Genomic DNA, 25913 nt, shown 5'->3' on the forward strand with positions numbered 1-25913 from the left:
CGCGCGGAACGCTCCCGGGCCGTCTCGCCCGTGGCAGTCCAGGGGCAGGGCCCACCGGACGCGCCGACCGCATCATGGGCGGGGCTTCCGTCCGCCCCCGCCCATCGCCGATGATGTACTGCAGGATCCGGTCCCCCGGAGCTGCGCTACGCCAATTCGCAAGTTTGGAGATGTGCCTCGTGGGAGACCCTGGCACGCGACGGAGGTGCCGACCATGAGCGCCGAAACCTCCGTGCCCCGTCCCCGGAAGTCGGGTGTGGACATCTCGGACTCCGGCCTGCTGCAGGGCCTGCTTTCGCAGTCACCGTTCGCCTTCGCGTTCTTCGACCCCGAGGGCCGTTTCCACCGCGTGGACGAGGTCTTCGCTGACGTGGTCGGCCTGCCCGCCGAGCGCCTGGTCGGCCGGACTCCCGGCGAGATGCTCTCCGCCGACCTGACCGCCCTGATCGAGGGATCGGTCAGGGCCATCGCCGAGGGCGCCGAGGTCGAGGGGGACCAGCGCATCCGGGTCAGGACGGCCGACGGGGAGACCCACCACTGGTCGCTGACGTTCTCGCCGGTCCACGACGAGGAGGGGACGCTCAGGGCGGTCTGCCTGGTCGGGGTGGACATCACCGAGAGCCGCCAGGTCGAGGAGGACCTGAGGCGCAGCGAGGAGCGCTACCGCTCGCTCGTCGAGGCGCAGTCCCAGCTCGTGTGGATCACCGCCCCGACCGGGGCCGTGCTTGAGGACGCCCCGCAGTGGCGGGCCATCACCGGCCAGGGGCTTGAGGAGTATCTCGCCCACGGCTGGCTGGACGCCGTGCACCCCGACGACCGTCAGTACACCGAGGAGGCCTGGCACGAGGCCCTCCGTGGCCGGACGATGTTCGAGTGGAGCTACCGGGCCCGCACCAGGGCCAGCGGCTACCGCCACTTCGAGGTGCGCGCCGTACCGATCATCAGGCATGGGCGGGTGGTCGAGTGGGTCGGCGCTAACACCGACGTGACCCCGCAGCGCGAGGCCGAGGAGATGCGCGGCAGGCTCACCGACCAGCTCGGGGCCGCCGCGCTGCGCACGGCCCGGCTGCAGGGCGCCACGGCCATACTCGCCGAGGCGCTGACCGTCGAGCAGGTCGTCCAGGTCATCATCGACGTCGGCCGTACGGCGCTGGCGGCCGACCGCTCGGCCGTGGCGCTGCTCGACGTCGAGCGGGCCGCCCTGAAACTGGTCAACAACGGCGGTATCCCTGACATCCCCGGCGCGCCCGGCGAGGAGATCCCGCTGACCCACTCCAGCGTGATGACCATGGCGGTCAACAGCCGCCGCCCGGTCTTCGCCGAGTCACCCGAGAGCCTGCGCGCCCAGCTCGTGGACGCCGGGGCCGATGACGACGCCATCGCGGGCTTCCTGGCCCACAGCGACGAGCGGGCGTGGGTCGGCCTGCCGCTGCTGGCCGCGGGACGCGCCCTCGGCGCGCTGCGTTTCTCCTTCACCAGGCCTCAGAAGATATCCCAGGAGGACGGGGTCTTCCTTGAGGCGCTCGCGGGGCAGTGCGCCCTGGCCGTGGAGCGGGCGACGCTGTTCGAGCGTGAGCACCGTACCGCCGAGACGCTGCAGCGCAGCCTGCTGCCCGACCGCCTGCCGGTGGTCCGGGGTCTGGTGCTGGCCCAGCGTTTCCGCTCGGGAAGCCGCCACGTGCAGGTCGGCGGCGACTGGTACGACGCGTTCGTGCTGCAGGACGGCAGGGTCGCCGCGGTGGTCGGCGACGTCATGGGCAAGGGCGTCAAGGCGGCCGCGGGCATGGGCCGCATCCGCAACGCCATGCGGGCGCTCGCGCTGACCAACCCGCCGCCCGCGGCTGTCCTCACGGGCCTGGACAGGGTCTTCGAGGCGACCGAGGAGGAAGAGCAGGTCACCACCCTGGCCTACATGGTCGTCGAGCCGGGGACCGGCGAGGGCACGCTGGCGCTCGCCGGGCATCCACCGCCCCTGCTGGTCTCCCCGCAGGGCGTGCCCCTGCTGTGCGAGGGCGAGCCCAGCACGCCCCTGGGCTGGCCGACGAGCCGTCGCCAGTTCCGCTTCTGCGTGCCGCCGGGACACACCGCGGTCCTGTATTCGGACGGTCTCGTGGAGAACCGTAAACGCGGTCTGGACGCCGGCCTCGCCGATCTTTGCTCTGTTGTGACCGAAGCGCCGCCAGAAGTTGTTGGAAGTCCGCATATGTTGCTGGATTTCCTTGTTGACCGGATGCTGTCTGGGTATGAACAGGATGATGACGTCACGGTGCTCGCGATTCATGTCCCCCTGGCCACGAAGAGTGACTGAATGAAACAGTCATAACGGTTGCTTTCGGGTATCGGTGCCTCGCTTCCGTACGCACTACTCTCTTGGTCGGCCTAGGGTGGAGGGCAACCGCCAGGAGGCGGCCGTATGGATCACGGTGTCGTGTCACAATGCTGGACAGGTGCGTCGCGGTTCGCGCGGCCTCGTTCATCAACAACTAGAGGTTCCGCCCCTAGTGGGGCACCTTGGTCCATTCTCGTCACGCTTTCCTTCGAGAGGTGTTCGTGTCGCCTGCAAGTTCGACTCGCTCGAAGCCATCCGAGCTGAACGAGCCCGTCATTCAGCAGCTGATGGAGCGGGGGCGCTCGCAGGGGTTCCTCGAGTCCGAGGATGTCCGCAAGGCCGTCGAGGAAGCGGACATTCCGATGGCGCAGGTCGCAGGGATTCTGCGCAGCCTCAGCAAAGAGGGCATCACCGTACGGCTGACTGCTGAGGACTCCGCGGCTCCCAAGAAGTCCCGGACTTCGACCAAGCGTCGTACCCCCGCCGCTCCCGCCCCGGTCAAGAAGACGAAGACCGCCGCGGCGGCCAAGGAGCAGCCGGAGACCGTCACGGCGGTCGTCAGCGGCTCCGAGCCCGCTCCGGCGGCCAAGAAGCCCGCGCCCCCGGCGAGGAAGATCGCGCCGTCGGCGAAGAAGCCGGTTCCCACCCCGCCGAAGAAGTCCGCCCCGGAGGCGGCCGCTCCCGCCGCGCCCAAGGCCGAGCCGAAGCCCAAGGGCTCCGGTGACGACGAAGAGGTCATCGACCTTGAGGACGTCGAGATCGAGGACTTCGACATCGACGTCGAGGTCGAAGCCGAGGTCGAGGTCGACGTTGAGGTCGAAGCCGAGGCTGAGACCGAGACGGAGGAGGAGCCGAAGGCCGAGACCGTCAGGCAGAACGAGGACGAGGTCCTCATCCTGTCCGATGACGACGATGACGCTCCTGTCCCGCAGGTCGCCGCGGCCGGTGCCACCGCCGACCCGGTCAAGGACTACCTCAAGCAGATCGGCAAGGTTCCCCTGCTCAACGCCGAGCAGGAGGTCGAGCTGGCCAAGCGCATCGAGGCGGGCCTGTTCGCCGAGGAGCAGCTGGGCACCGACGGCGAACGGCTGCCGGTCGACGTGCGCGCCGAGCTTGAGTGGATCGCCGAGGACGGCCGCCGCGCCAAGAACCACCTGCTTGAGGCCAACCTGCGTCTGGTGGTCTCGCTGGCCAAGCGCTACACCGGCAGGGGCATGCTCTTCCTGGACCTGATCCAGGAGGGCAATCTGGGCCTGATCCGCGCGGTGGAGAAGTTCGACTACACCAAGGGCTACAAGTTCTCCACCTACGCCACCTGGTGGATCCGGCAGGCGATCACCCGTGCGATGGCCGACCAGGCGCGGACGATCCGCATCCCGGTCCACATGGTCGAGGTGATCAACAAGCTGGCCCGGGTGCAGCGGCAGATGCTCCAGGACCTGGGTCGCGAGCCCACGCCCGAGGAGCTGGCCCGCGAGCTGGACATGACCCCCGAGAAGGTCGTCGAGGTCCAGAAGTACGGCCGCGAGCCGATCTCCCTGCACACCCCGCTGGGTGAGGAGGGCGACAGCGAGTTCGGTGACCTCATCGAGGACTCCGAGGCCATCGTCCCGGCGGACGCCGTCAGCTTCACCCTCCTGCAGGAGCAGCTCCACTCCGTCCTGGACACGCTGTCCGAGCGTGAGGCGGGCGTGGTCTCGATGCGGTTCGGGCTGACTGACGGCCAGCCGAAGACGCTGGACGAGATCGGCAAGGTCTACGGGGTCACCCGCGAGCGCATCCGCCAGATCGAGTCCAAGACCATGTCCAAGCTGCGTCACCCGTCCAGGTCCCAGGTCCTGCGCGACTACCTGGACTGATCTCTCACGGTGAGGGGGCCGCGCCATCCGGTGCGGCCCCCTTGTCATGCGGAGGGATCAGGCGGTGACGTCGAGGGTCCACGGCCTCTTGCCCGTGGGGGCGGGGCCGAGCGCCACGGTGTGGCCGAGTTCGTCCAGAATCTTGGCCAGTTCCTGAGGCGTCTGAGGGTCCGCGTCCCCCTCCAGGAGGGCTCGGGCGATCACCCCCCGGGTGGCCTTGGCCATGTGGCTGACGACCTTGCCGTCCTTGAGGACCCGCACCCCGACCGCCCGCTGCCCTGGCTGCCAGGCCGCCGCGTAGGTGCTGGAGCGCAGGTCGACGACCAGGCCGGGTTCGGCGTCGAGGACCGGAGTGATCGCCTTGCGCCAGTAGGGCCCGAGGGCGCCGATCGGCGGTAGCCGTACGGCCATGGACAGGCGGTAGGGCGGGATCCGGTCGGTGGTGCGCAGCAGGCCCCACAGGCCGGAGAAGATCAACAGGCTGCTCTCGGCCCGTTTGGCGGCGCCGGGAGACAGCGAGGCCAGGTCGAGGTTGTCGTAGAGCACACCGGTGTACAGCTCTGCGGCCGTCAGTGTGGCGGCGGTCCGCAGCTGCCGGTTCTTGCCGAGCTCACCCACCTGCCCGGGAGACAGACCGAGCACGTCCTGTGCCCGCGTCTTTCCGGACAGTGTGACGAGTGTGCCCAGGACCTTCCTCCTGGAGGAGGTCAGGGCGGGAAAGCTCAGCAGGGACAGGTCGAGGGCGGGGCCGTCGCCCAGCGCGGCCTTCCCCTCGGATGGCGGCAGCAGAATCAACACAGTCGCCGAGCGTAACGCGGCGGGACACGGCATGCCGGTGAAGGCCGCGTGCCCCGCCTCCGATGGCATGGAGGCGGGGCACGCGGCGGTAATATCCGATGATGGTCAAGCCGGGCCGCGGGATGGGCCGTTCATGGGAACGGCGTCACCCCACGACGTCGGTCCGGTGGCGCCACCGGACCTGCCGGTCTCTATCGTTCGTCGTTGCTGGCGGTTGCCGGGGTGTCGCTGAGGCGCGCCGACTCGTCCTGGATGTCGGCTCCCTTGTCTCTCAGCACGGCTACGTGCTGTCGCCCGTGGTGGGCGCAGAACAGCAGCTCCCCACCTGCGGGCAGGGTCGCGCGGATGTAAGCCTGGGCGCCGCACCGGTCACAGCGGTCCGTGGCCGTCAGCTGCTTGGTGGGGGCGAGTGTTCCAGTCACGTATCGCCTTTCAGGTCATCCCCTTGTGTGGAGGATCTGGCGTCAGTCACTTGAGACAACATCTAACCGGATGCGAGGCTTCCCAACCGGCCCCCGGCTACGCCGAGAGCGGAAAGTGCCCGAAAGTAACGGGCTTTTCACTCGTCGTAACGCCGTGGTGGTCGCGTGAGAAGGTTGTACCCGTCGTGGCGGGAAGAACGGTAAGCTGCGCACACGTGTTCGAGCAGAGTGGGAGTGGGTGTGACCGCAGTTAGCGCGGAGAAGGGCTATACGGCGCGCCATCTGTCGGTGCTTGAAGGTCTTGAAGCCGTCCGCAAACGCCCGGGCATGTACATCGGGTCGACCGACAGCCGCGGTCTCATGCACTGCCTCTGGGAGATCGTGGACAACGGGGTCGACGAGGCCCTGGCCGGATACTGCACCCGCATCGAGGTCGAGCTGCACGCCGACGGCTCGATCGAGGTCCGTGACAACGGTCGTGGCATCCCGGTGGACATCGAGCCCAAGAGCGGCCTGGCCGGAGTCGAGCTGGTCTACACCAAGCTGCACGCCGGAGGTAAGTTCGGCGGCGGCTCCTACGGTGCCTCCGGTGGCCTGCACGGCGTCGGCGCCTCCGTGGTGAACGCCCTGTCCTCCCGCCTGGACGTCGAGGTGGACCGTGACGGCCGGATCCACGAGATCAGCTTCCGCAGGGGTGTGCCCGGCGTCTTCGACGGGGACGGCCCCTCGGCCAAGTTCAAGAAGAAGTCCGGCCTGCGCGACGGCGGCCCGCTCGCCCGCAAGGGCACCGGCACCCGCGTCCGCTTCTGGCTGGACCACCAGATCTTCCTGCCCGAGGCGGAGGTCTCCCTCGACGAGATCCACGTACGGCTCCGCCAGACGGCCTTCCTCGTCCCCGGCCTGACCCTCACGGTGCGTGACAGCCGTGGTGAGGAGGTCGCCGAGGAGGAGTTCCGCTTCGACGGGGGCATCTCGGAGTTCACCGAGTTCCTGGCCCGTGACGAGGCCCTGTGCGAGGTGCTGCGCCTGCAGGGCGTCGGCCACTTCCACGAGACCGTCCCGGTCCTCGACGAGCTGGGGCACATGACACCGACCCAGGTGCAGCGTGAGCTCACCGTGGACGTCGCGCTGCGCTGGGGCAAGGGCTACGACAGCACCGTCAGGTCCTTCGTCAACGTGATCGCCACCCCCAAGGGCGGCACCCACGTCAACGGCCTTGAGCGGGCCCTGGTCCGCACGCTGAACGAGCTGCTCCGTGAGACCCGGCTGCTGAAGAACGGCGACGCCCCGGTCACCAGGGAGGACATCCTGGAGGGCCTCACCGGGGTCGTCACGGTGCGGGTGCCGGAGCCCCAGTTCGAGGGGCAGACCAAGGAGGTCCTCGGCACCTCGGCCGCCTCCAGGATCGTCGCCCACGTCGTCTCCCGGGACCTCAGGGAGATCTTCACCAACCCGCCCCGCGGCGCCAAGCAGCAGCTGCGCGCGGTGCTGGAGAAGATCACCGCGGCGGCCAAGGCCAGGATCGCCGCCCGTGAGCACCGTGACAACCAGCGGCGCAAGACCGCCCTGGAGAACTCCGCGCTCCCGGCCAAGCTGGTCGACTGCCGCAGTGACGACGTCGACCGCAGCGAGTTGTTCATCGTCGAGGGTGACTCGGCGCTCGGCACCGCCCGCGCGGCCCGCGACTCGGAGTTCCAGGCGCTGCTGCCGATCCGCGGCAAGATCCTGAACGTGCAGAAGGCGTCCGTCGCCGACATGCTCAAGAACGCCGAGTGCGCCGCGATCATCCAGGTCGTCGGTGCGGGATCGGGACGCTCGTTCGACATCGAGGCGGCCCGCTACGGCAAGATCATCCTGATGGCCGACGCCGACGTCGACGGCGCGCACATCCGGTGCCTGCTGCTGACGCTCTTCCACCGCTACATGCGGCCGATGGTCGAGGCGGGCAGGGTCTTCGCCGCGGTGCCGCCGCTGCACCGCATCGAGGTCACCAACCCGGGACGCGGCCAGGACAAGTACGTCTACTGCTACTCCGACGCCGAACTGCACCGGGTCCTGCGTGACCTGGAGCGCAGGGGCAAGCGCTGGAAGGACCCGGTCCAGCGTTACAAGGGCCTGGGCGAGATGGACGCCGACCAGCTGGCCGAGACCACGATGGAGCCCCGGCGCAGGACGTTGCGCAGGGTCAGGATCGAGGACGTCCAGGAGGCCGAGCGCATCTTCGACCTGCTGATGGGCAGCGACGTGGCCCCGCGCAGGGAGTTCATCGTGGGCAGCGCGGCCGAGGTCGACCGCGACCACATCGACGCCTGAGGCGCCTGAGGCGCCTGAGGCGCCTGAGGCGCCTGAGGCGCCTGAGACATCCGAAGCACGGGAAGGGCCGGTCCCCGGGAAGGGGACCGGCCCTCTCTCACACCTCGACGGGCAGGATCTTCCCCGTGCGCACGTCGTAGACGGCGCCACCGACCGACAGGCCATTGGGCAGGAACGGGCTGGTCCTGATGCGCGTCAGGTCGTGACGCAGGGCCGCGCTCTGGTCGGGCACGGTGTGGAACTCCAGGCTGCGGGTGTCGACGCCGCGCTCCGCGGCGAGCTTGTGCACGTCGTCGTCGGTGGCCTTCGACATGCCGCAGTCGGTGTGCGGCATGACGAGCACCCGGTTCACCCCCAGCAGGTAGACCGCGAGCACCAGCGTCCTCAGGACGTCGTCGGTGACCCGGGCGCCCGCGTTTCGCAGGATCTTCGCGTCCCCGGCTTTCAGGCCGAACAGCCCGAGCGGGTCGATCCGCGAGTCCATGCAGGTGACAACCGCGAGGCCGCGGGCTGCCGTGCCGGTGAGCTCGGAGTCGGTGAACGTGGCGGAGAACTCCTCGTTTGCGGCCAGAAGGTCGTCGAAGGCACCCACGCAAACACCTTTCGGTCGGCGGAAACTATGGATTGATAATCCCTCATGCGGCTTTCCTGATGCCTTCCGGGGCGGCCTTCTTCACCTGGACTTCATCCCGTGGGGAAAGATCCCACCATCTCCCCTCACGATGGGTGATGATGTCGTGACGCAGAGTCCGGATTTTGGGGGAGTCATGGGCAGGATCGCATCGCTGGCCGAATACCTGCGTGCGCAGGCCAGGCGGAGACTGGACCGGGTGGAGACCCGCGACGGGGGCCGTAACGCGCGTTCGGCGCTCGCCCTGCTCGACGCGGCGATCTACACCGAGTCTCTCGGCGAGGACGACCCGCTGGTCGAGGTGCTCGCGGAGGCGGGGTGTTTCGGTCCGCACGGTTTCGACGACTTCCAGCCCGGCGAGCAGGTCGCGCGGCTCATCCGCTCCTGGGAGTCGGGGGAGCCCTGGCAACTGCTGATGGCGATCAGGTTCGCCCTGCAGACCTCACCCGCCTGAGCGTGCCGCGCCGTACGGCAGGGGAGCGTTTTCAGGGGTACGGCGCGGCCTGGGCGGTGGTGGTGTGACGCGGGTGTGCGGGGGAAGGACAGCCGCGTAATTTCGTCGTTGGTGTTTTTGGGAGGGACCATGGCAATCGCGCGTATGCGGTCGGTCGTCCTCGACTGTCCGGATCCGAAGAGCCTGGCCGACTTCTACGGTGCCGTCCTGGGGTGGGAGACGGCCTCGGTCGAGGACGACTGGGTGGTCCTGACCGACGGGCGGAGCAGGCTCTGTTTCCAGTTGGCCGAGGACTACCGGCCGCCGAGCTGGCCCGGTGCGGAGAGCCCCCAGCAGTTCCACCTCGACCTCACCGTGGACGACATGGAGAAGGGCGAGGCCGGGGTGCTCGCGCTCGGCGCGGTCAAGCACGCCCACCAGCCGAGTGAGGACGACAGTTTCCGCGTCTTCCTCGACCCGGTCGGGCACCCGTTCTGCCTCTGCGTGGGAGAGCCCTCTCACACCGGGTGATTGCCAGGCCGGAAAAGGGGACAGGGAGGGCCCTGAAGGGCCCTCCAGGCTCTCCCGCGGGGTAAGCCGGGAAAAACCCCCGCCCTACGGGCTGTGAGGGCGGGAGAGGGCTCCCGGAGGACGGAAGGTTCAGCTCTCGGCGGGGGGCTCGTCGCCGGAGGCGCCGAGGGAGCCGCCGACGGCCGCCACGGTGTGGGTGAGGCGCAGGCCCGACCCGTCGCGGCGGCCAAGCTCCTCGGGAAGCGGGACGGGCTTGCCGACGGTCGAGACGGCGCGCACCGGGGCGGGACCCGCCCAGGCGAGCAGCAGGACGTCCTCGCCCTTGAGGAAGCGCTGGGCCCGCACCCCGCCGGTGGCCCTGCCCTTGGGGGGATACTCGGCGTAGTCGGAGATCTTCGCGCCGCCGATCTGGGTGCCGGGCAGCGCGGTCGAGGAGCCCGCGATCGTCACGACCCTGGACTCACGGGTGGGATCGACCACGCCGAACCAGATCACCCGGGCGTCCCCGTCGAGGCGGATGCCCGCCATGCCGCCCGCGGGACGGCCCTGCGGACGGACGCTCGTCGCGGGATAACGCAGCAGCTGGGCCTCGGAGGTGATGAAGACCAGGTCGTGGTCCTCCGAGGTCAGCTCGGCGGCCCCCACCACGGTGTCGCCCTCCTTCAGCCCGATGACCTCGAAGTCGTCACGGTTGGCTGGATAGTCGGGGACGACCCGTTTCACCACGCCCTGCGCGGTGCCCAGGGCCAGACCGGGGCCCTCGGGATCGAGCGAGCCGAGGCCCACGACCGTCTCGCCCTGCTCCAACGTGACGTACTCGGAGACGGGATGGCCGCCGGACAGCGACGGCGGGCTGTTGGTCGGCGGAAGCGTCGGCAGGTCGACGACCTGGACCCGGATCATCCGGCCCAGGTTGGTGACCACTCCGACCTCCCCCCTGACCGTGCTGCGCACCACGGACACCAGCACGTCGTGCGCCGAGCGCTCGCCGCCGGCGGGCAGTGGGGAGGCGTCAGCCGTACGGGCCAGCAGGCCGGTTGAGGAGAACAGGACCAGGCACGGGTCGTCGGCGACCTCAAGGGGCACCGAGACGTTCCTGGCGACGCCCGAGGACTCCAGCAGGACCGTACGGCGGGGCGTGCCGAAGGTCTTGGAGACCTGCGCCAGCTCGTCGGAGACGACCTTGCGGAGTTTGGTCTCCGAGGCGAGGATCTCGCTCAGCTCGGCGATCTCCGCCTCCAGGGTCGCCTTCTCCTGGTCGAGTTCGAGCTTGTCGAAACGCGTCAGGCGGCGCAGTGGGGTGTCCAGGATGTAGACGGCCTGGGTCTCCGACAGCGCGAAGGTCTCGATCAGCCGCTGGCGGGCCTGGCTCGAGTCGTCGGAGGAACGGATGACCTGGATGACCCTGTCGATGTCGAGCAGGGCGATGATCAGGCCCTCGACGAGGTGCAGACGCTCCTCCCGCTTGCGCCTGCGGTACAGGGAACGGCGCCTGGTGACGTCGATGCGGTGGTCGACGTAGACCTGGAGCAGCTCGCGCAGGCCCAGCGTGCGCGGCTCGCCGTCGACCAGCGCCACGTTGTTGATGCCAAAGGTCTCCTCCATCGGCGTCAGCCGGTACAGCTCCTCCAGCACGGCCTCGGGGATGAAGCCGTTCTTGATCTCGATGACCAGGCGCAGGCCCTTGTGCCGGTCGCTGAGGTCCTTCAGGTCGGAGATGCCCTGGAGCTTCTTGGCGGTGACCAGCTCCTTGATCTTGGTGACCACCCGCTCGGGGCCGACGTTGAAGGGCAGCTCGGTGACGACGATGCCCTTGCGCCTGGGGCTGACCTGCTCGACGGCGCACCTGGCGCGCATCCTGAAGGTGCCGCGGCCCTTGGCGTAGGCGTCGCGGATGCCGTCGAGGCCGATGATCGTGCCGCCGGTCGGCAGGTCAGGGCCGGGCACGAAACGCATCAGGTCGTCGAGCGTCGCGTCGGGCTTCTTGATCAGGTGGCGGGCGGCGGCGACGACCTCGACCAGGTTGTGCGGCGCCATGTTGGTCGCCATGCCGACCGCGATGCCGGTCGCGCCGTTGACCAGCAGGTTCGGGAAAGCCGACGGCATGACCGTGGGCTCGGTCTCCTGCCCGTCGTAGTTGGGCTTGAAGTCGACGGTGTCCTCGTCGATCGACTGCACCATCGACATGGCCGCCGCGGCCAGCCTCGCCTCGGTGTAGCGCATCGCGGCGGGCAGGTCGTCGGGGGAGCCGAAGTTGCCGTGCCCGTCCACCAGGGGCAGCCGCATGGAGAACGGCTGCGCCATGCGCACCAGGGCGTCGTAGATGGCGGTGTCGCCGTGCGGATGCAGCTTGCCCATCACGTCGCCGACGACCCGCGACGACTTCACGTGCCCCCGGTCAGGGCGCAGGCCCATCTCGCTCATGGAGTAGAGGATGCGGCGCTGGACCGGCTTGAGGCCGTCCCTGGCGTCCGGCAGCGCACGCTGGTAGATGACCGAGTAGGCGTATTCGAGGAAGCTGGTGCGCATCTCGGCGGAGACGTCGATGTCGACGATCCGCTCCTCGAAGTCACCGTCGGTCGGGGGTGTGGTCGTCCGTCGGGCCATCAGTTTTTCCTGCGCGGGCGCCTCGGTTTTCTGCCGAGGGAGAGCGCATCCTCCTTTGAGTCCTCGTGGTGTGGTTCAGCCTGGGTGCCGGGCGGGCGTCGGAGGCTCGGTGGTGGCGGTCCCCGATCGACGTGACCGTACATCGTGTGGAGTCCCGCCACCATACTCACCGTGGCCGACACTCCCCGCGTTCACTGTTCTTCCGGCCCCGCGCGGGGTCCCGCGCCGGGCCACGGACCGGGGGTGGTTCCCTCGTCCTCGTCCCCCGGGGCGCCGTGCCGGGTGTCGTAGAGCCGGAAGCCCCGGGCCCGGTAGTTGGCCAGGGCGTGCGGGCCGTCGAGGGAGCAGGTGTGCAGCCACACCCGCCGGGTGGGCTCACGGCCCTCGTGCCGGTCGGCGAGGTCCCAGGCGCGGGCCGTACCGGACTCAAGGAGACGGCCGCCCAGGCCCCTGCCCGTGGCCCAGGACATGAGGCCGAAGGAGCTGATCTCGACCTCCGCGTCCTGGCCGGGGGTGAGCTCGACGTAACCCGCCGGTGTGCCCCTGTGGTAGGCGACCCAGGTCTCCACGTCGCCGTCGAGCAGGTCCTTCCACTCCCGCCAGGTCCAGCGCAGCCTGTCCGTCCACTGCCAGTCGCCTCCGACGGCCGTGTAGAGGAACCTGCTGAACTCGGGGGAGACGATCTCGGCGCGCACGATGTCGGCCTCGATCGCGGGCGTTCCTGCCGGGAGCAGGTCCGAGCGCGAGGTCTGTTCGAGGTACCACGTTGTGACGTCCATGTTGAGATGCATCAAACCACGACGTGGAACCAGGCAGGCCCGCCGAACGGCGACGGGACCCGGGTGAAGTGAAACGGTCACCCCGACCTGGTACCAATAGGCCGGTGAGCGAAGAGCAGATGCTGCGCGAAGAGGCAGAGGAGCGGCTGCGGGCCCTCGCCGGTGAGCACGCCCGGCTGCGCGAGGACCAGTGGGAGGCCATCAGGGCGCTGGTCGTGGACCGGCGCAGGGTGCTCGTGGTGCAGCGGACGGGCTGGGGCAAGTCGGCGGTCTACTTCATCGCGACCGCGCTCCTGCGCGAGCTGGGCGAGGGCCCGACCGTCATCGTCTCCCCCCTGCTCGCCCTGATGCGCAACCAGATCGCCGCCGCGGAGCGGGCCGGGATCAACGCGGTCACCGTCAACTCCGCCAACCCCGAGGAGTGGGAGCAGACCTACGGGCAGGTCGCCGAGGGCTTGGTCGACGTGCTCCTGGTCAGCCCGGAGCGGCTCAACAACCCCGAGTTCCGCGACCGGGTCCTGCCCGAGCTGGCCGAGAGCGCGGGCCTGGTCGTGGTGGACGAGGCGCACTGCATCTCCGACTGGGGTCACGACTTCAGGCCCGACTACCGCAGGCTGCGCACGCTGTTCCAGGACCTGCCCGAGGGTGTCCCGGTCCTGGCGACCACGGCGACGGCCAACGCCAGGGTCACCCACGACGTCGCCGAGCAGCTCAGCGCCGACGACACGCACTCCGGTGAGACCCTCGTCCTGCGCGGCCCGCTGGAGCGCGAGAGCCTCCACCTGAGTGTCGTACGGCTGCGCGGCGCGGAGCAGCGCCTGGCCTGGCTTGCCCAGACGCTGCACGAGCTGCCGGGCTCCGGCATCGTCTACACCCTCACCGTCGCCGCGGCCCAGGAGATCGCGGCCTACCTGCGGGAGCAGGGGCACGAGGTGCTGTCCTACTCGGGCCAGACCGAGCAGGCGGAACGGCTCGCCGCAGAGCAGGCCCTGCTCGACAACAAGATCAAGGCGCTGGTCGCGACGTCGGCCCTCGGGATGGGCTACGACAAGCCCGACCTCGGGTTCGTGGTCCACGTGGGCGCCCCGCAGTCCCCGGTCGCCTACTACCAGCAGGTCGGCAGGGCCGGGCGTGGGGTCGAGCGCGCGGAGGTGATCCTGCTTCCCGGCGCGGAGGACCGGGAGATCTGGGCTTATTTCGCCTCGCTCGCCTTCCCGCCGGAGCCCGTGGTGCGGGCCGTGCTCGACGCCCTGTCCGAGGGCGGGACGCTGTCCACGGCGGCGCTGGAGAACCGGGTCGATCTCAGCAGGAGCAGGCTGGAGACGATGCTCAAGGTCCTCGACGTGGACGGCGCGGTGCGCCGGGTCAAGGGCGGCTGGGAGGCCACCGGCGAGGAGTGGGCCTACGACGCGGGCCGCTACGCCCGGGTCACGGCCGAACGCGAGGCCGAGCAGCGGGCCATGCTCGACTACCTGGAGACCACCGAGTGCCGCGAGCGGTTCCTGCGGCTGCGCCTCGACGACGAGAGCGCCACGCCGTGCGGGCGCTGCGACAACTGCACCGGCGCGCACCGCTCACCCGAGGTGGACGCGCGGGCGGTCGAGCGGGCGGCCGAGAGCCTGAGCCGCCCCGGGGTCGAGATCGAGGCGCGCAAGCAGTGGCCGAGCGGCCTGAGCGACCTCAGGGGGCGCATCAAGCCCGAGCTGGGGGCCGAGCCGGGCAGGGCGCTGGGCAGGCTGACCGACATCGGCTGGGGCAACAGGCTGCGCGGGCTGCTGGCCGAGGGCGCCCCCGACGGCCCGGTCCCCGACGACGTCTTCGCGGCCGTGGTCACGGTGCTCTCGCACTGGGAGTGGCGACACCGCCCGGCCGCGGTCGTCGCGGTTCCCTCGGCGAGCCGTCCCCAACTGGTCCGGAGCCTGGCCGAGCGGCTGGCCCAGGTGGGACGCCTGCCGTACCTGGGTGATCTGGGATATCGCTCCGGGCCTCCCGGGCGTCAGTTCAACAGCGCCCAGCGGGTCCAGGCGGTCCGTGCCACGCTGGCCATGCCCGCCGCGCTGTCCGAGGCCGTCGCGGAGGTGGGCGGGCCGGTGCTGCTGGTCGACGACCGTCTCGACACCGGCTGGACGCTGACCCTGGCCGCCGCCATGCTCCGCCACGCGGGTGCCCCAGCGGTGCTTCCGCTCACCCTCGCGGTCACGGCCTAGAGACATGTGGAGGTACGGCCCGCGCAGGGCCGTACCTCAGAAAGATCTAGAGGCGGGGGCGGGCGCCGAGGTGGGAGATGGCCTTGGCGGCCAGGCGGCAGCCCGCGGCGAGGGCCTCGGTCGGCGGCTTGTTCTCCAGCCAGACGGGCAGGAACCCGGCGGTGAAGGCGTCACCGGCCCCGGTCCCGTCGACCACGCGCTCGACGGCCTCCGCGGCCACCTGGATCGGCTCGGCACGGCCGTTGTACCACAGCGCGCCCTCGTCGCTGAGCTTGACGACGACCTGCGGGAACCAGGCGGTCAGCACCTTGGCGGCAGCGGCGGGGTCGTCACGGCCCGTCAGGACCTTGGCCTGGTCGGCGTTGGCGAAGAGCAGCTTGGCGTTCTGCGTCCACTCCAGGAACGGCTCGGCGCCGGTGCGCTCAAGCGGGGCCGAGGAGGAGCAGTCGACGGAGACCGACATCCCGGAGCGGCGGGCCATCTCCAGGGCGGCGAGCCCGGCCTCGCGGGAACCCTCGTTGATCAGGGTGTAACCGGACAGGTGCAGGTGGCTTCCCTGGGTGAACAGGTCGCGGGGCAGGTCCTCCGGCGAGAGGGCGGCGTTGGCGCCGGGGTCGGACAGCATCGTGCGCTCGCCCTTGTGGGTGACGAGCACCACGCAGGTGCCGGTCGGGCGCTCGGGATCCATGACGAGGCGGGCGTCGACCCCGTAGCCCATCAGCTCCATGTCGCGGTTACGGCCCGTGATGTCGGCACCCCTGCGCCCGATGAAGGCCACCTCGGCCCCCTCGACCGCGAGCCAGGAGGCGATGTTCGCTCCGGAGCCGCCGCCGTGCATGGTGACGATCGCCGGTGTGTCGCTGGCTCGTGCCAATGGGTAGCGGGCTCGTGCGACCGCATCGGTCATCAGATCGCCCACCACGACCACCCGCGTCATGATGTCACCGCCTTGCTGCCTTCGATGCTGACGTGCCTCTAGCCGCGAAAAACTTAACAGCTTCCGGCCAGCGTATGGGGTCCGGACCGGACAGCGTGCCATAGTCGATGCACAAGCGTTGCGTGAACCGGGCGCGAACCGCCCTGCCGATCTGGCATACGCGTCTGACGTCTACTCTCGGGACTGTGGAGGCTGCTCAGTATCCCGCTCACTGGGAGGCGGACGTCGTCCTTTCCGACGGCGGCACCGCCCATGTACGACCGATCAAACCGGCCGACGCCGATCGGCTCCGCTCGTTCTACTCCCGGCTGTCCGAGGAGTCCATTTACTTCCGTTTCTTCGGTCCGAGGCCCCGGCTGTCCGAGCGTGAGGTCACCCGGTTCACCAACGTCGACTACGTCGACCGCGTCGCGCTCATCGCGACGATCGGCGCCGACATGGTTGCGGTGATCCGCTACGACCGGATGGGACCGGGGGAGGCGGAGGTCGCCTTCCTCGTCGAGGACGCCCACCAGGGCCGTGGGGTGGCCTCGGTGCTGCTCGAACACCTGGCGGAGACGGCCAGGGAGCGGGGCATCACCCGCTTCGTCGCCGACGTGCTGCCCGCCAACCGCAAGATGACGGCCGTGCTCAAGCAGGCCGGATACACCGCGCAGAGCCGCTTCGCCGACGGCGTCGTGCGGATGACCCTCGACCTGACCCCGACCGAGACCTCCCAGGAGGTGACCGCCTCCCGCGAGCACCGGGCCGAGTCCCGCTCCATCGAGCGGCTGCTCTCGCCGGGCTCGGTCGCGGTCGTCGGGGCGGGCAGGGAACCGGGTGGAGTCGGCCAGACCGTGCTGCGCAACCTGCTCGCCGCCGACTTCACCGGTCCCGTCTACCCGGTGCACCGGCAGGCGCGGGCGGTGGCCGGGGTGCGCGCCTACCCGAGCGTGACGGCCATCGACGGGGAAGTGGACCTCGCGGTGCTGGCCGTACCCGCCGACGGGGTGATCGAGGTGGTCAAGGAGTGCGCGGAGAAAGGGGTGCGCGGGCTGGTCGTGGTCTCCTCCGGGTTCGGCGAGACCGGTCCTGAGGGGCGGGAGCGGCAGGACGAGCTGGCCCGCATCGCCCGCGCGTACGGCCTGCGCGTCGTCGGCCCCAACTGCCTCGGCATCGCCAACACCGACCCCTCGGTCAGGCTGAACGCCACGCTGGCCGCGACCATCCCCGGCCACGGCAGGGTCGGCTTCTTCAGCCAGTCGGGCGCCCTGGGCACCGCGTTGCTGCAGCGGGTCGCCCAGCGGGGCATGGGCATCTCCTCGTTCGTCTCCGCGGGCAACCGCGCCGACGTCTCGGGCAACGACCTGCTGCAGTACTGGGAGGAGGACCCCAGGACCGACGTGATCCTGCTCTATCTGGAGTCGCTGGGAAACCCCCGCAAGTTCGCCCGTCTCGCGCGGCGCATCTCACGGCGCAAGCCGATCGTGGTCGTCAAGAGCGGCGGAACCACCCAGAACGTGCCCAGAGGTCACGCGGCGCCGGTGCTCGGACTGCCCGACACCGCGCTCAGCTCGCTGTTCGAGCAGGCCGGGGTGATCCGGGTGGACGACCTCATCCAGCAGTTCGACGTCGCCCAGTTGCTGGCCTACCAGCCGCTGCCGAAGGGTCCGAGGGTCGGCCTGGTCGGCAACTCCGACGCGCTGGCGCTGCTGGCCGCCGACGCCTGCGTGCGGGCCGGGCTGGACCCGGCGCCGCCGGTCAACCTCGGCGCGCGGGCCGGGGCCGCCGAGTTCGGTGCCGCGCTGACCTCGGTCCTGCAGGATGTGGACGCGGTCGTCGTCATCTACATGCCGCCGATCCCCGGCCCCGCCGACGAGGTGGCCGCCGAGCTGCTGCGGGTCTCCCGCGACTGCGGCAAACCGGTCCTGGCCACCTTCGAGGGAAGGGTCGGCGTGCCCCAGGGACTGCGGACCGGCGCGACGCCCGAGCGGGGGTCCATCCCGTCCTACGCCGCCCCCGAGGAGGCGGTCCGTGCCCTGGCCCATGTCGTACGGCACGCCCGCTGGCGCAAGCGGCCCCCCGGGGTGCCCGAGGAGATCGAGGGCGTGGACACCGCCGCCGCGCGACGGCTGGTGCTGTCGAGATTGGGAGAGCCGCACGGGGATGTGCGGATCGACCCCTCCGAGCTGCTGGCCTGCTACGGGCTGACCGTGTGGCCCGCCGAGGTGGCCGCCTCCCCCGAGGAGGCCGTCGAGGCGGCGGAGCGGCTCGGCTGGCCGGTGGTGCTGAAGGCGGCCGACCCGGAGGCGGCCAAACGCGCCGGAACGGTACGGCTCGGCCTGACAGGTCCCGACGGGGTGCGCGAGGCCTTCGCGGGGCTGAAGGAGCAGCTCGGCCAGGACGCGGTGCTCGCGGTGCAGCGGATGGTCCCGCAGCCCGCGGTGCCGACCGTGGTCAGCGTCATCGAGGACTCGGCCTTCGGCGCCGTCGTCTCCTTCGGGCTCGGGGAGGTCACCGCCCGCCTGCTGCACGACGAGGCCTACCGGCTGGCCCCGCTGACCTCGGAGGACGCCGCGACACTGGTCAGGTCGCCGCACGCGGCTCCCCTGCTGTTCGGTGAGTACGGCTATCCGCCGGTCGCGGTCGAGGCCCTTGAGGAGCTGCTGATCCGGGTCGGGCGACTGGCCGACGACCTTCCCGAGGTGGCCAGGCTCGACCTCGACCCGGTGCTGGTGGGAGAGTCGGAGGTGATCGTGCTCGGGGCGCGTGCCGTACTGAGCAGTCAGGAGGGGCCGCGGGTGGACGCGGGACCGCGCCGTCTCGGCTGGGCGGGACGCGGGTGGTGATGAAAACCCCGCCACCGCCTTATCAATACAATTAACGCCAAAACCCGAATTAACCGCCTACCTACTTCGGGGAAACCGCATTTCGCGGGGAGCGTCTTTTCGCCGATGGCCGAACCTCCCGGCCTCCAGGCGAAAGCGATGCCCCGGACAGGGCAGGATGGACCCATGAGGGAAACCCGACTCTCGGCCGCCGGTCTGCGCGAGGCAATCGATCGCAGCGGCTATTATCCCGACCTGGTCGCCGACGCGGTCGACTCCGCCCTGGGCAAGGAGCAGGTGGGCGCCTACGTGGTGCACCACGAGGCCACCTTCGACCCCGCCATGGAGGTGCGCAGACACGTCACCGTCCTGGTGCTCACCCCCAGCCGCCTGCTCGTCTGCCACACCGACGAGCACTCACCGGTCGAGGGCGTCTCGGTCTCGCACGCCTCGACGACCACCGAGGCCGTGCGCCTGAGCCGGATCCAGTCGGTCGCCGTGACCAGGGTCGTGCCCGATCCGGCCTCCTACGTGCCGGGCGTCCCGCCGAACGAGGTCACCCTCACCATCGGCTGGGGGGCCATCTCCCACGTGGACCTCGAACCCGCGACCTGCGGCGACGAGAACTGCGAGGCCGACCACGGATACACCGGCGCTATCACGGCCGACGACCTGTCCCTGAGGGTGAGCGAGGCCGCCGACGGCCCCGAGGCCGTCTCACACGTGCTCGCCTTCGCCAAGGCACTGTCCGAGGCCACCGCCCACGCCGCCTCATGACGGCCCCGCTCCTCCCGGCGTACGGCACGGCCTCCCTGGCCGACCTGTCCCGCTCCCTGCTCGCCGTGCTCGGGATGGGTTCGGGGCCTGGCGACAACCCCCTGGGGCTGGAGCCCGCCAAGCGCGTCCTGGTGTTCCTCGTCGACGGCCTGGGCGCCGAGCTGCTCGACGCCCACCCGGAGACGGCCCCGTTCCTGACCGCGAGACGGCCGAGGGTGCTCACCGCGGGCTTCCCCGCGACCACCGCGACCAGCCTCAGCACCCTGGGCACCGGCCTGCCGCCCGGCGAGCACGGCATGCTCGGCTACCAGCTCGCCATGCCGGGCACGGGCCACCTGCTCAACTGCCTGCGCTGGACCTCGGCGGGCCCGACGGTCCCGCCGGACGAGTGGCAGCCGACCCCGACCGTCTTCGAGCGCGCCGCCGCCGCGGGCGTCTCCGTGAGCTACGTCGCCCCCTCCGAGTTCGGGCCGACCGCGTTCAACCGGGCCGTCTACCGGGGCACCGAGTTCATCGGTGCCGACACCCTCGACGACCGGGTCGAGGGGGCGCGCGTGGCCCTGGCCAGGCCCCGCTCCCACGTGACGGTCTACTACGGCGACCTCGACGCCGCGGGCCACAGGTTCGGCTGGGGCTCCCCGCAGTGGCTCGAACGGCTCGCCGCCGCCGACAACCTCGCCGAACGGCTGGCGGGCACCCTCCCGCAGGGTTCGGCGATGTACGTCACCGCCGACCACGGCATGGTCAACGCCACCGAGTGGATCGACGTGGACAGCCAGGAGGGGCGCTACACCGCGCTGCGTGAGGGCGTGGCCCTGCTCGGCGGCGACACCAGGGTCAGGCACGTCTACACCGCGCCGGGCGCCACCCAGGCCGTGCTCGGCACCTGGAGTGAGCTCCTGGAGGGCAGGGCGTGGGTCGTCTCCCGGCAGGAGGCCGTCGAGTCCGGCTGGTTCGGGCCCCGCGTGCGGCAGGACTGGCTGCCCAGGATCGGCGACGTCCTGGCCGTGCCGTACACCGACTGCGTGATCGTCGCCTCGGCCAGAGAGACGCTGGAGTCGTCGTTCATCGGCGTCCACGGCTCCCTGACCGCCGCGGAGCAGCACGTTCCCCTGCTGGAGGTAAGCACCCGATGAGCCCGCTGATCACCCCGTCCGAGCTGTCCGCCCTGACCGGGGCGACGGTCCTGGACGTCCGCTGGAAGCTGGGCGGCCCGCCGGGGGCCGACCTCTTCCGCGAGGGACACATCCCCGGCGCCGTCTTCTGCGACCTGGACGCCGACCTCGCCGCCCCGCCGGGGGAGGCGGGCCGCCACCCGCTGCCCGCCGCCGACCACTTCCAGGAGGCCGCGCGCCGCCTGGGCGTCTCCGGCTCCCGCACGGTCGTGGTCTACGACGAAGCCGACTCGACCGCCGCGGCACGGGCCTGGTGGACGCTGCGCCACTTCGGCCACCCGGACGTCCGGGTCCTGGACGGCGGCCTGCGCGCCTGGGTCTCGGAGGGGCTGCCCCTCGCCGAGGGCGACCAGGAGGCGGTTCAGGGCGACTTCGTCGCGCGCCCCGGCGGGATGCCCGTCCTCGACGCCGACCAGGCCGCGGAGCTGGCCGGGGACGGGGTCCTGCTCGACGCCCGCGCCGCCGAGCGCTACCGGGGAGAGGTCGAGCCGATCGACCCCGTCGCGGGACACGTCCCCGGCGCGGTCAGCGCCCCCACGGGTGAGAACGTCGATCCCTCGGGGCGTTTCCACCTGCCCGACTTCCTGCGTGAGCGCTTCAACACGCTCGGCGCCGTCCCCGGCGTGCGGGTAGGCGCCTACTGCGGGTCCGGTGTGACGGCCGCCCACGAGGTGCTGGCCCTTGAGGTCGCGGGCATTCCCGCCGCCCTCTACGTCGGCTCCTGGTCCAACTGGGTCGCCGACCCCTCACGGCCCGTCGCCACCGGCTGATCGCCGTAGCCCAGGCAGACGAAACCGGTCACCCCCGTCTTTGCGTTCGCCGTGGCGAGCGCCTGGGCGGGGCAGTGGCCCGTGGCCAGCAGTTCGTGGAAGACCGTCATGAGGTCGAGGGTCTCCTCGTCGCGCACCGGGACCAGGCTGGCCACCACACACCGCGTCCCCAGAGATAGGAAGGCACCGGCCAGCCCCAGCGGGGCGCCGTCCGCGGGGGCGTGGGCCATCCCGGCGTCACACGCCGACAGCACGACCAGCCCGGGCGGGGTGCGCAGCCGCAGCAGGTCGTAGGCCATCAGCCTGCCGTCCTCAAGATCGATACCGGACAGCAGCGGGCTGCGCGAGCAGAACGTGCCGTGCGCGGCCAGGTGCGCGACCTCGGCCCCGCGCAGCGCCGCGACCACCTCGGGACGCAGCGCCGCGACCCGCTCGGCGCCGGGGTGACGGGTAACGACCATCTCCGCCTCCGCCTCGGCGTGCCGCAACCCGGGCCCCGCGGCCACCACAACTCTGCCTGCCCGTATGGCCCGGCCCCTCCCTCCGGCCAGCCAGGCCGCGGCTGAGGAGGCCACCGAGACCCGGCGCCCGGAGTTCGACGGCAGGACCGGCCACGGCAGCGTGTGCAGCGCCCCCGTCGGCACGACGACCAGCGCCCTGTCACCCACGATCCCCGCCAGGGGGCCGAGCAGCAGCCGTTCGAGCAGGGCCGCCTCCCCGGCGACACAGGCCGCGCTCCCGTCACGCAGATGCGCCCTGCGCAGGCCGTACCTCAGCCGCACGACGGCCTCTGCGACGACGGAGAAGGAGCCCAGGCGGCGCAGCGCGACGCGCTCCGGCGCCACCGCGACGGCGAGGAGTTCGTCGCCGTTCCTGGCGAACTCGACCAGGACCGCGTCACCGAGTGCCGCCCTGAGCTCCTCGACGTCAGGAGCCAGCGGCCGTCCCGAGCCACCCGCCACGGCCCGCCAGCGCTCGGCCCAGGCCAGGAGCGTACGGCCCCGCCCGGTCCGCAGGGCCAGCGTGAGCCCGAACCCGGCCAGCGGCTCCCCGGCCCTGGCGGCGTGGGCGCGGACCCGGGGATCCTCAGCCGTGACCGTACGGGCGGCGACCTCGGCGAGACCCGCCCTGACCTCGGCGAACGCCCCACGCCTGTCTCCGGCGAGCTCCCGCCTCAGCGCCGAGGCGTGCCGGGAGACCAGTCCGGGGCCCCGGGCGAGACGGTCGAGCTGGCCGTCGGCGACCGCGCGCTCACCGACCAGGAGCGCGACCTCGGCGGCGGTGAGCCGCAGCTCCCCGGAGACCTCCGCGTGCCCGGCGGCGTCGAGGTCGTCGGCGCAGGAGAGCAACTCGGTGAGCAGTTCCCGGTCCTGCGGACCGAGGGCCAGCCGGGCCCGCAGGACGATCTCCGTGGTGAGCGGCACCAGGACGGCGTGGCCCTGCGCGGCCAGCGCGGCGCCCGCGCGTTCCGCGGTCCGCAGGGCGCGGTGCGGCTCACCCGTGCGCAGCTCGGCCCTGGCCAGCAGCAGAAGGGCCTCGGCCAGGGCGCCCCGCGCGCCCGCCGCGGTCAGCTCGGGCACCGCCAGGTCGAGCAGCACCCGCGCCTCACCCGGCAGGTGGGCCGCGACCAGCGCCTCGGCCAGGTCACAGCGCATCGTGGCGAGGCGTTCGGGATAGCCGAACAGGCTGTTCTCCGCCCGCCGGTAGGCGGCGAAGGCGGCGGGCAGGTCACCGCGCCGCGCGGCCAGGAAAGGCAGGTTGCCCTCGGCGAGCGCGAGCACGTGGTCGAGACCCGCCCGTCCGGCCAGCTCGGCGCAGCGGGTCAGGTCGGCCTCGGCGGCCTCGAACTCCCCGAGGAAGGCCCGTGCCAGACCCCGGTTCAGCAGCGCCCCCGCCAGGAACCTGGGATCGTCCTCCAGCAGGCCGATGGCCCGGTCGCACTGCTCGGCGGCCTCGGCGTAGCGGCCGAGCCTGGCCAGGGCGACCGCCCGGTGGACCCCCAGCTTGGCCACCTCGGCCGGATCGAGGTACGGCTCGGCGGCGGCCGCGACGGTGAGGGCCTGCGCGGGACGGCCGAGCTCGGCGCTGACGTGGACCAGGGAGAGACGGGCCTGGGCCGCCCGATGCCGCAGGCCCGCCGACAACGCGATGCCGACGGCCCTGCGCAGATGGCTCTCGGCCAGCGGCAGGTCTCCCAGCTCCCTGGCGGCCAGCGCCAGCGCCCGGTGGGCGACCGTCGCAGCCTCGCCGGAGACCGCCGCGGGGCGCAGCACCTCACGTGCCAGCTCGGCGGCCCGCGCGGGGTCGCTGCCGGACATCTCCAGCGCCCGTTCCGCGGCGGCGACCGCCTCGTCAGGAACCACCTAGGGACGGATCCGGGTCCAGCTGGTGACGACCGGACCGTGACCGGGGCGCCTGCACACCACGCTGAACCAGCCGGGCGGCAGCCCGGTGACGGCGAACTGGCCCGTCGCGGAGACCTCACGCGACTCGGTGAGGTGCGGGGTGCGCACCTCGACCGTCGTGCCCGCCTCGGGAAGGGGCGAGACCTGACCGGCCAGGTCGACGAGGCCGTCCACGGGGACGATCTCCAGCTCCACGACGAGGGCACCCACGGTGAAGCGCAGCAATCGCGCCTCCTCGGACGACCGCACCCCCGCGGGGACGGCCGTGGCCACCGGCGCCGCCGTCGAGGCGCCCGGCACCCGGAGGGCGAAGGCCGCCCTGGCCTCCGCCAGGACGTGCGCCGGGACGGGATCCCTGCCCGCGGCCAGGCGGAGCGCGGCGACCAGGGACTCGTCGTCGATCGCGGGGGGATGTCGGGTGGTCACGGTTGCGCCTCCTGGGCGGTGAGCATGGTGCGTAGCCGGTTCAGGCAGCGCCCCCTGGTGGGGCCGTAGCTGCCGCTGGGCATGCCCAGCCGTACGGCGAGCTGGTGGACCCCCGCGTCCGGCGCGGTGGCCATCAGCAGGAGCAGCGAACGGCAGGGCTCGTGCATCGTCTCGACGGTGCGCCACAGGCGGCGGCCCTCGTCCGCGGTGAGCACGATCAGTGCCGGATCGGGGTGGACGGCGAGGTCGGCCCGCGTGGGGTTGTGATCGGCCTGCTCGGCGGCGGGGTCGGCGACGAGCCGCTCACCCCGGGTGCGCCTGCTCAGGAGGCAGGCCTCGCGCCTCACCGTGGTGAGCAGCCACGAGCCGATCCGCTCGGGGTCGCGTATGGTGTGCAGGCTCTCGACCAGCCGCAGCCACGTGCCCTGCACCACGTCCGCGGCGTCGGCCGCGCTCAGACCGTGGGCGCGGGCCACCGACCAGAGCCTGCCCGAGTGGTGGGTCACCAGCGCGTCCCACGCGGCCTGGTCGCCTGCCAGCGCGGCGTCGATCGTCTGCTGGTCGCTCACCGGCGCCTCCGAGACCGCGAAGAACACACTCCGTGTTCACGTGAAGACCTTGGGTGAGACTTTACCTTGGCGTGGGCACGACAACCCCCAGATCGGGAATTTGGCGGTTGCGCGCGGGGTCGAGGACGTGGGCTGCGGCCTCCAGGGGGGAGCGCTCTCCGGTCGCGGCGGCGATCGCCCCGCTGACCACGGCGGCCGAGAAGGAGGTCCCGCTCCACGCCGCGTAACCGCGGAACGCTCCATGACGCAGGAAGGCGCTGCGCAGCCACTCGCCGCGCGTCCAGGCGTCCACCCACGGGCCGTGCGCGGAGAAGGGCGCCCTGGCCTGCTCCGCCGCGTCCAGCGCGCCGACCGCGATCACCCCGGGCAGGGCGGCGGGCCAGAACGGGCGGGCCGAGGCCGTGTTGCCCGCGCAGGCGACGACGGCCGTCGCGCCCAGCCCGGCCAGCGCGGCCTCGACCAGCGGGGAGGGCCTGTCGTCGAAGGTGTGGCAGCCGAGGGAGAGGTTGAGCACCTGCGGCGGGTCGCTCGCGAGCCTGCCCAGGGCGCGCAGCAGTCCGGCCTCGTCCCCGATGCCCCGGCCGTCCAGCACCCGCAGCGGGCGCACCCGCGCCTCGGGGGCCGAACGCAGCACCAGGCCGGTGACGAAGGTGCCGTGCCCGGCCTGGGCGTCCAGCAGGCCGTCGCCGTCGCCGTCGGGGACCTCGGTCTCCTGCCGTCCCTCCCTGAACCAGGCCGACTCCCGCCACCAGGGGTGCGGGGCCAGGCCGGTGTCGGCGATCGCGACGGTCACCGGCACCTCCCCGAGGGCCTCCGTGGACGGGGGAACGGGATCGACGGGGAAGGGGCGCGAGGCCGGGCCGCCGAAGAAGAGGGGCTGGCCGACCAGCACGTGGTTGGGTGACGCAGTGTGACCTTGGTCACGTAGCGTGGCTGCCAGGTCGCAGACGTCGACCCCGGGCGAGAGCCGTACGCGGAAGACCCCGTCGGTCTCGGCGAGCGCGATCGTCCAGCGCGCGGCGGCCGTCGCGCCGGGGGCGTCGGTGAGCAACTGGCCTGGCCTGATCAGCGAGATCACTCCCGCGACGGGCTCCACACGGGTGATGTCGGCGTCCATCCGGTACTCCAGAGTTGATCA

At 71.5% G+C, this 25913-nt stretch carries 20 protein-coding genes; 10 read left to right on the forward strand and 10 right to left on the reverse strand.

Annotated elements, in window-relative coordinates:
- The first annotated feature begins 214 nt into the window (after positions 1–214).
- Both FHS44_RS16630 and FHS44_RS16635 read left to right on the forward strand, forming a co-directional pair.
- Positions 215–2308, forward strand: coding sequence for a SpoIIE family protein phosphatase (locus tag FHS44_RS16630; protein ID WP_184715597.1), 2094 nt, complete (start codon positions 215–217; stop codon positions 2306–2308).
- 242 nt (positions 2309–2550) lie between these two features.
- Positions 2551–4188 (forward strand): RNA polymerase sigma factor, encoded by a 1638-nt coding sequence (locus tag FHS44_RS16635; protein WP_184715599.1) that lies wholly within the window; start codon positions 2551–2553, stop codon positions 4186–4188.
- Between the two features lie 57 nt (positions 4189–4245).
- Here the strand turns inward: FHS44_RS16635 and FHS44_RS16640 are convergent, their stop codons facing one another.
- Both FHS44_RS16640 and FHS44_RS16645 read right to left on the reverse strand, forming a co-directional pair.
- Entirely contained in the window at positions 4246–4986 is a 741-nt protein-coding gene (locus FHS44_RS16640) for a YaaA family protein (protein WP_184715601.1), read from the reverse strand.
- Between the two features lie 191 nt (positions 4987–5177).
- Positions 5178–5408 carry a DUF7455 domain-containing protein gene (locus FHS44_RS16645; protein WP_184715603.1) on the reverse strand — a complete coding sequence of 77 codons (231 nt, stop codon included), beginning with the start codon at positions 5406–5408 and terminating at the stop codon, positions 5178–5180.
- A gap of 240 nt (positions 5409–5648) precedes the next feature.
- Between FHS44_RS16645 and FHS44_RS16650 the strand changes: the two genes are divergently transcribed.
- Positions 5649–7721: a DNA gyrase/topoisomerase IV subunit B gene (locus FHS44_RS16650; protein ID WP_184715605.1), complete on the forward strand. Its 2073-nt coding sequence runs from the start codon at positions 5649–5651 to the stop codon at positions 7719–7721.
- 97 nt (positions 7722–7818) lie between these two features.
- Here the strand turns inward: FHS44_RS16650 and FHS44_RS16655 are convergent, their stop codons facing one another.
- Positions 7819–8313, reverse strand: a complete 495-nt coding sequence (locus FHS44_RS16655; protein WP_184715607.1) for a beta-class carbonic anhydrase — start codon at positions 8311–8313, stop codon at positions 7819–7821.
- A 175-nt stretch (positions 8314–8488) separates the two neighbouring features.
- On the opposite strand from FHS44_RS16655, the gene FHS44_RS16660 reads away from it, so the two are divergent.
- On the forward strand, positions 8489–8806 hold the full coding sequence (locus FHS44_RS16660) for a hypothetical protein (protein WP_184715609.1): 318 nt from the start codon (positions 8489–8491) through the stop codon (positions 8804–8806).
- A gap of 129 nt (positions 8807–8935) precedes the next feature.
- Positions 8936–9316: a VOC family protein gene (locus tag FHS44_RS16665; protein ID WP_184715611.1), complete on the forward strand. Its 381-nt coding sequence runs from the start codon at positions 8936–8938 to the stop codon at positions 9314–9316.
- Positions 9317–9445: 129 nt separating this feature from the next.
- Here FHS44_RS16665 and FHS44_RS16670 read toward each other — a convergent pair whose 3' ends face one another.
- Positions 9446–11923: a DNA gyrase/topoisomerase IV subunit A gene (locus FHS44_RS16670; RefSeq protein ID WP_184715613.1), complete on the reverse strand. Its 2478-nt coding sequence runs from the start codon at positions 11921–11923 to the stop codon at positions 9446–9448.
- Positions 11924–12114: 191 nt separating this feature from the next.
- Positions 12115–12702: a GNAT family N-acetyltransferase gene (locus FHS44_RS16675; protein ID WP_184715615.1), complete on the reverse strand. Its 588-nt coding sequence runs from the start codon at positions 12700–12702 to the stop codon at positions 12115–12117.
- Between the two features lie 119 nt (positions 12703–12821).
- Here FHS44_RS16675 and FHS44_RS16680 point away from each other — a divergent pair, with 119 nt between their 5' ends.
- Positions 12822–14909 carry a RecQ family ATP-dependent DNA helicase gene (locus tag FHS44_RS16680; RefSeq protein WP_184716577.1) on the forward strand — a complete coding sequence of 696 codons (2088 nt, stop codon included), beginning with the start codon at positions 12822–12824 and terminating at the stop codon, positions 14907–14909.
- Between the two features lie 46 nt (positions 14910–14955).
- Here the strand turns inward: FHS44_RS16680 and FHS44_RS16685 are convergent, their stop codons facing one another.
- Positions 14956–15846, reverse strand: a complete 891-nt coding sequence (locus tag FHS44_RS16685; RefSeq protein WP_184715617.1) for a carbohydrate kinase family protein — start codon at positions 15844–15846, stop codon at positions 14956–14958.
- 185 nt (positions 15847–16031) lie between these two features.
- Here FHS44_RS16685 and FHS44_RS16690 point away from each other — a divergent pair, with 185 nt between their 5' ends.
- The 4 genes from FHS44_RS16690 (at position 16032) to FHS44_RS16705 (ending at position 21375) form a co-directional block, all read left to right on the forward strand.
- A complete protein-coding gene (locus FHS44_RS16690) occupies positions 16032–18674 on the forward strand; it encodes a bifunctional acetate--CoA ligase family protein/GNAT family N-acetyltransferase (protein WP_184715618.1) in 2643 nt (880 codons plus the stop codon).
- Between the two features lie 165 nt (positions 18675–18839).
- Complete coding sequence (locus FHS44_RS16695) at positions 18840–19430, forward strand: DUF5998 family protein (protein WP_184715620.1); 591 nt, start codon at positions 18840–18842, stop codon at positions 19428–19430.
- Positions 19427–20566, forward strand: a complete 1140-nt coding sequence (locus FHS44_RS16700; protein ID WP_184715622.1) for an alkaline phosphatase family protein — start codon at positions 19427–19429, stop codon at positions 20564–20566. Before FHS44_RS16695 ends, FHS44_RS16700 begins: the two co-directional genes overlap by 4 nt.
- Positions 20563–21375 carry a sulfurtransferase gene (locus FHS44_RS16705; RefSeq protein ID WP_184715624.1) on the forward strand — a complete coding sequence of 271 codons (813 nt, stop codon included), beginning with the start codon at positions 20563–20565 and terminating at the stop codon, positions 21373–21375. The genes FHS44_RS16700 and FHS44_RS16705 overlap by 4 nt, the downstream gene beginning before the upstream one ends.
- Here the strand turns inward: FHS44_RS16705 and FHS44_RS16710 are convergent.
- From FHS44_RS16710 to FHS44_RS16725, 4 genes are all read right to left on the reverse strand, one after another.
- Positions 21315–23738: a CHAT domain-containing protein gene (locus tag FHS44_RS16710; protein WP_184715626.1), complete on the reverse strand. Its 2424-nt coding sequence runs from the start codon at positions 23736–23738 to the stop codon at positions 21315–21317. The genes FHS44_RS16705 and FHS44_RS16710 overlap by 61 nt on opposite strands.
- The gene (locus FHS44_RS16715; protein ID WP_312863683.1) at positions 23739–24206 is read right to left on the reverse strand and encodes a hypothetical protein; all 468 of its coding nucleotides are present in this window, start codon (positions 24204–24206) and stop codon (positions 23739–23741) included.
- Positions 24203–24775, reverse strand: coding sequence for an RNA polymerase sigma factor (locus tag FHS44_RS16720; RefSeq protein WP_184715628.1), 573 nt, complete (start codon positions 24773–24775; stop codon positions 24203–24205). The genes FHS44_RS16715 and FHS44_RS16720 overlap by 4 nt, the downstream gene beginning before the upstream one ends.
- A 61-nt stretch (positions 24776–24836) precedes the next feature.
- Positions 24837–25892 (reverse strand): S8 family peptidase, encoded by a 1056-nt coding sequence (locus FHS44_RS16725; RefSeq protein WP_184715630.1) that lies wholly within the window; start codon positions 25890–25892, stop codon positions 24837–24839.
- Positions 25893–25913 lie beyond the last annotated feature (21 nt).

This window comes from Streptosporangium saharense (assembly GCF_014203715.1).
GTDB lineage: Bacteria > Actinomycetota > Actinomycetes > Streptosporangiales > Streptosporangiaceae > Streptosporangium > Streptosporangium saharense.

What these genes read in the sequence shown, in the direction of transcription:
- FHS44_RS16630 (WP_184715597.1), top strand. Translation starts at nt 215, where the DNA reads ATGAGCGCCGAAACCTCCGTGCCCCGTCCCCGGAAGTCGGGTGTGGAC.
- FHS44_RS16660 (WP_184715609.1), top strand. Translation starts at nt 8,489, where the DNA reads ATGGGCAGGATCGCATCGCTGGCCGAATACCTGCGTGCGCAGGCCAGG.
- FHS44_RS16665 (WP_184715611.1), top strand. Translation starts at nt 8,936, where the DNA reads ATGGCAATCGCGCGTATGCGGTCGGTCGTCCTCGACTGTCCGGATCCG.
- FHS44_RS16670 (WP_184715613.1), bottom strand. Translation starts at nt 11,923, where the DNA reads ATGGCCCGACGGACGACCACACCCCCGACCGACGGTGACTTCGAGGAG.
- FHS44_RS16675 (WP_184715615.1), bottom strand. Translation starts at nt 12,702, where the DNA reads ATGGACGTCACAACGTGGTACCTCGAACAGACCTCGCGCTCGGACCTG.
- FHS44_RS16680 (WP_184716577.1), top strand. Translation starts at nt 12,822, where the DNA reads ATGCTGCGCGAAGAGGCAGAGGAGCGGCTGCGGGCCCTCGCCGGTGAG.
- FHS44_RS16685 (WP_184715617.1), bottom strand. Translation starts at nt 15,846, where the DNA reads ATGACGCGGGTGGTCGTGGTGGGCGATCTGATGACCGATGCGGTCGCA.
- FHS44_RS16695 (WP_184715620.1), top strand. Translation starts at nt 18,840, where the DNA reads ATGAGGGAAACCCGACTCTCGGCCGCCGGTCTGCGCGAGGCAATCGAT.
- FHS44_RS16700 (WP_184715622.1), top strand. Translation starts at nt 19,427, where the DNA reads ATGACGGCCCCGCTCCTCCCGGCGTACGGCACGGCCTCCCTGGCCGAC.
- FHS44_RS16705 (WP_184715624.1), top strand. Translation starts at nt 20,563, where the DNA reads ATGAGCCCGCTGATCACCCCGTCCGAGCTGTCCGCCCTGACCGGGGCG.
- FHS44_RS16725 (WP_184715630.1), bottom strand. Translation starts at nt 25,892, where the DNA reads ATGGACGCCGACATCACCCGTGTGGAGCCCGTCGCGGGAGTGATCTCG.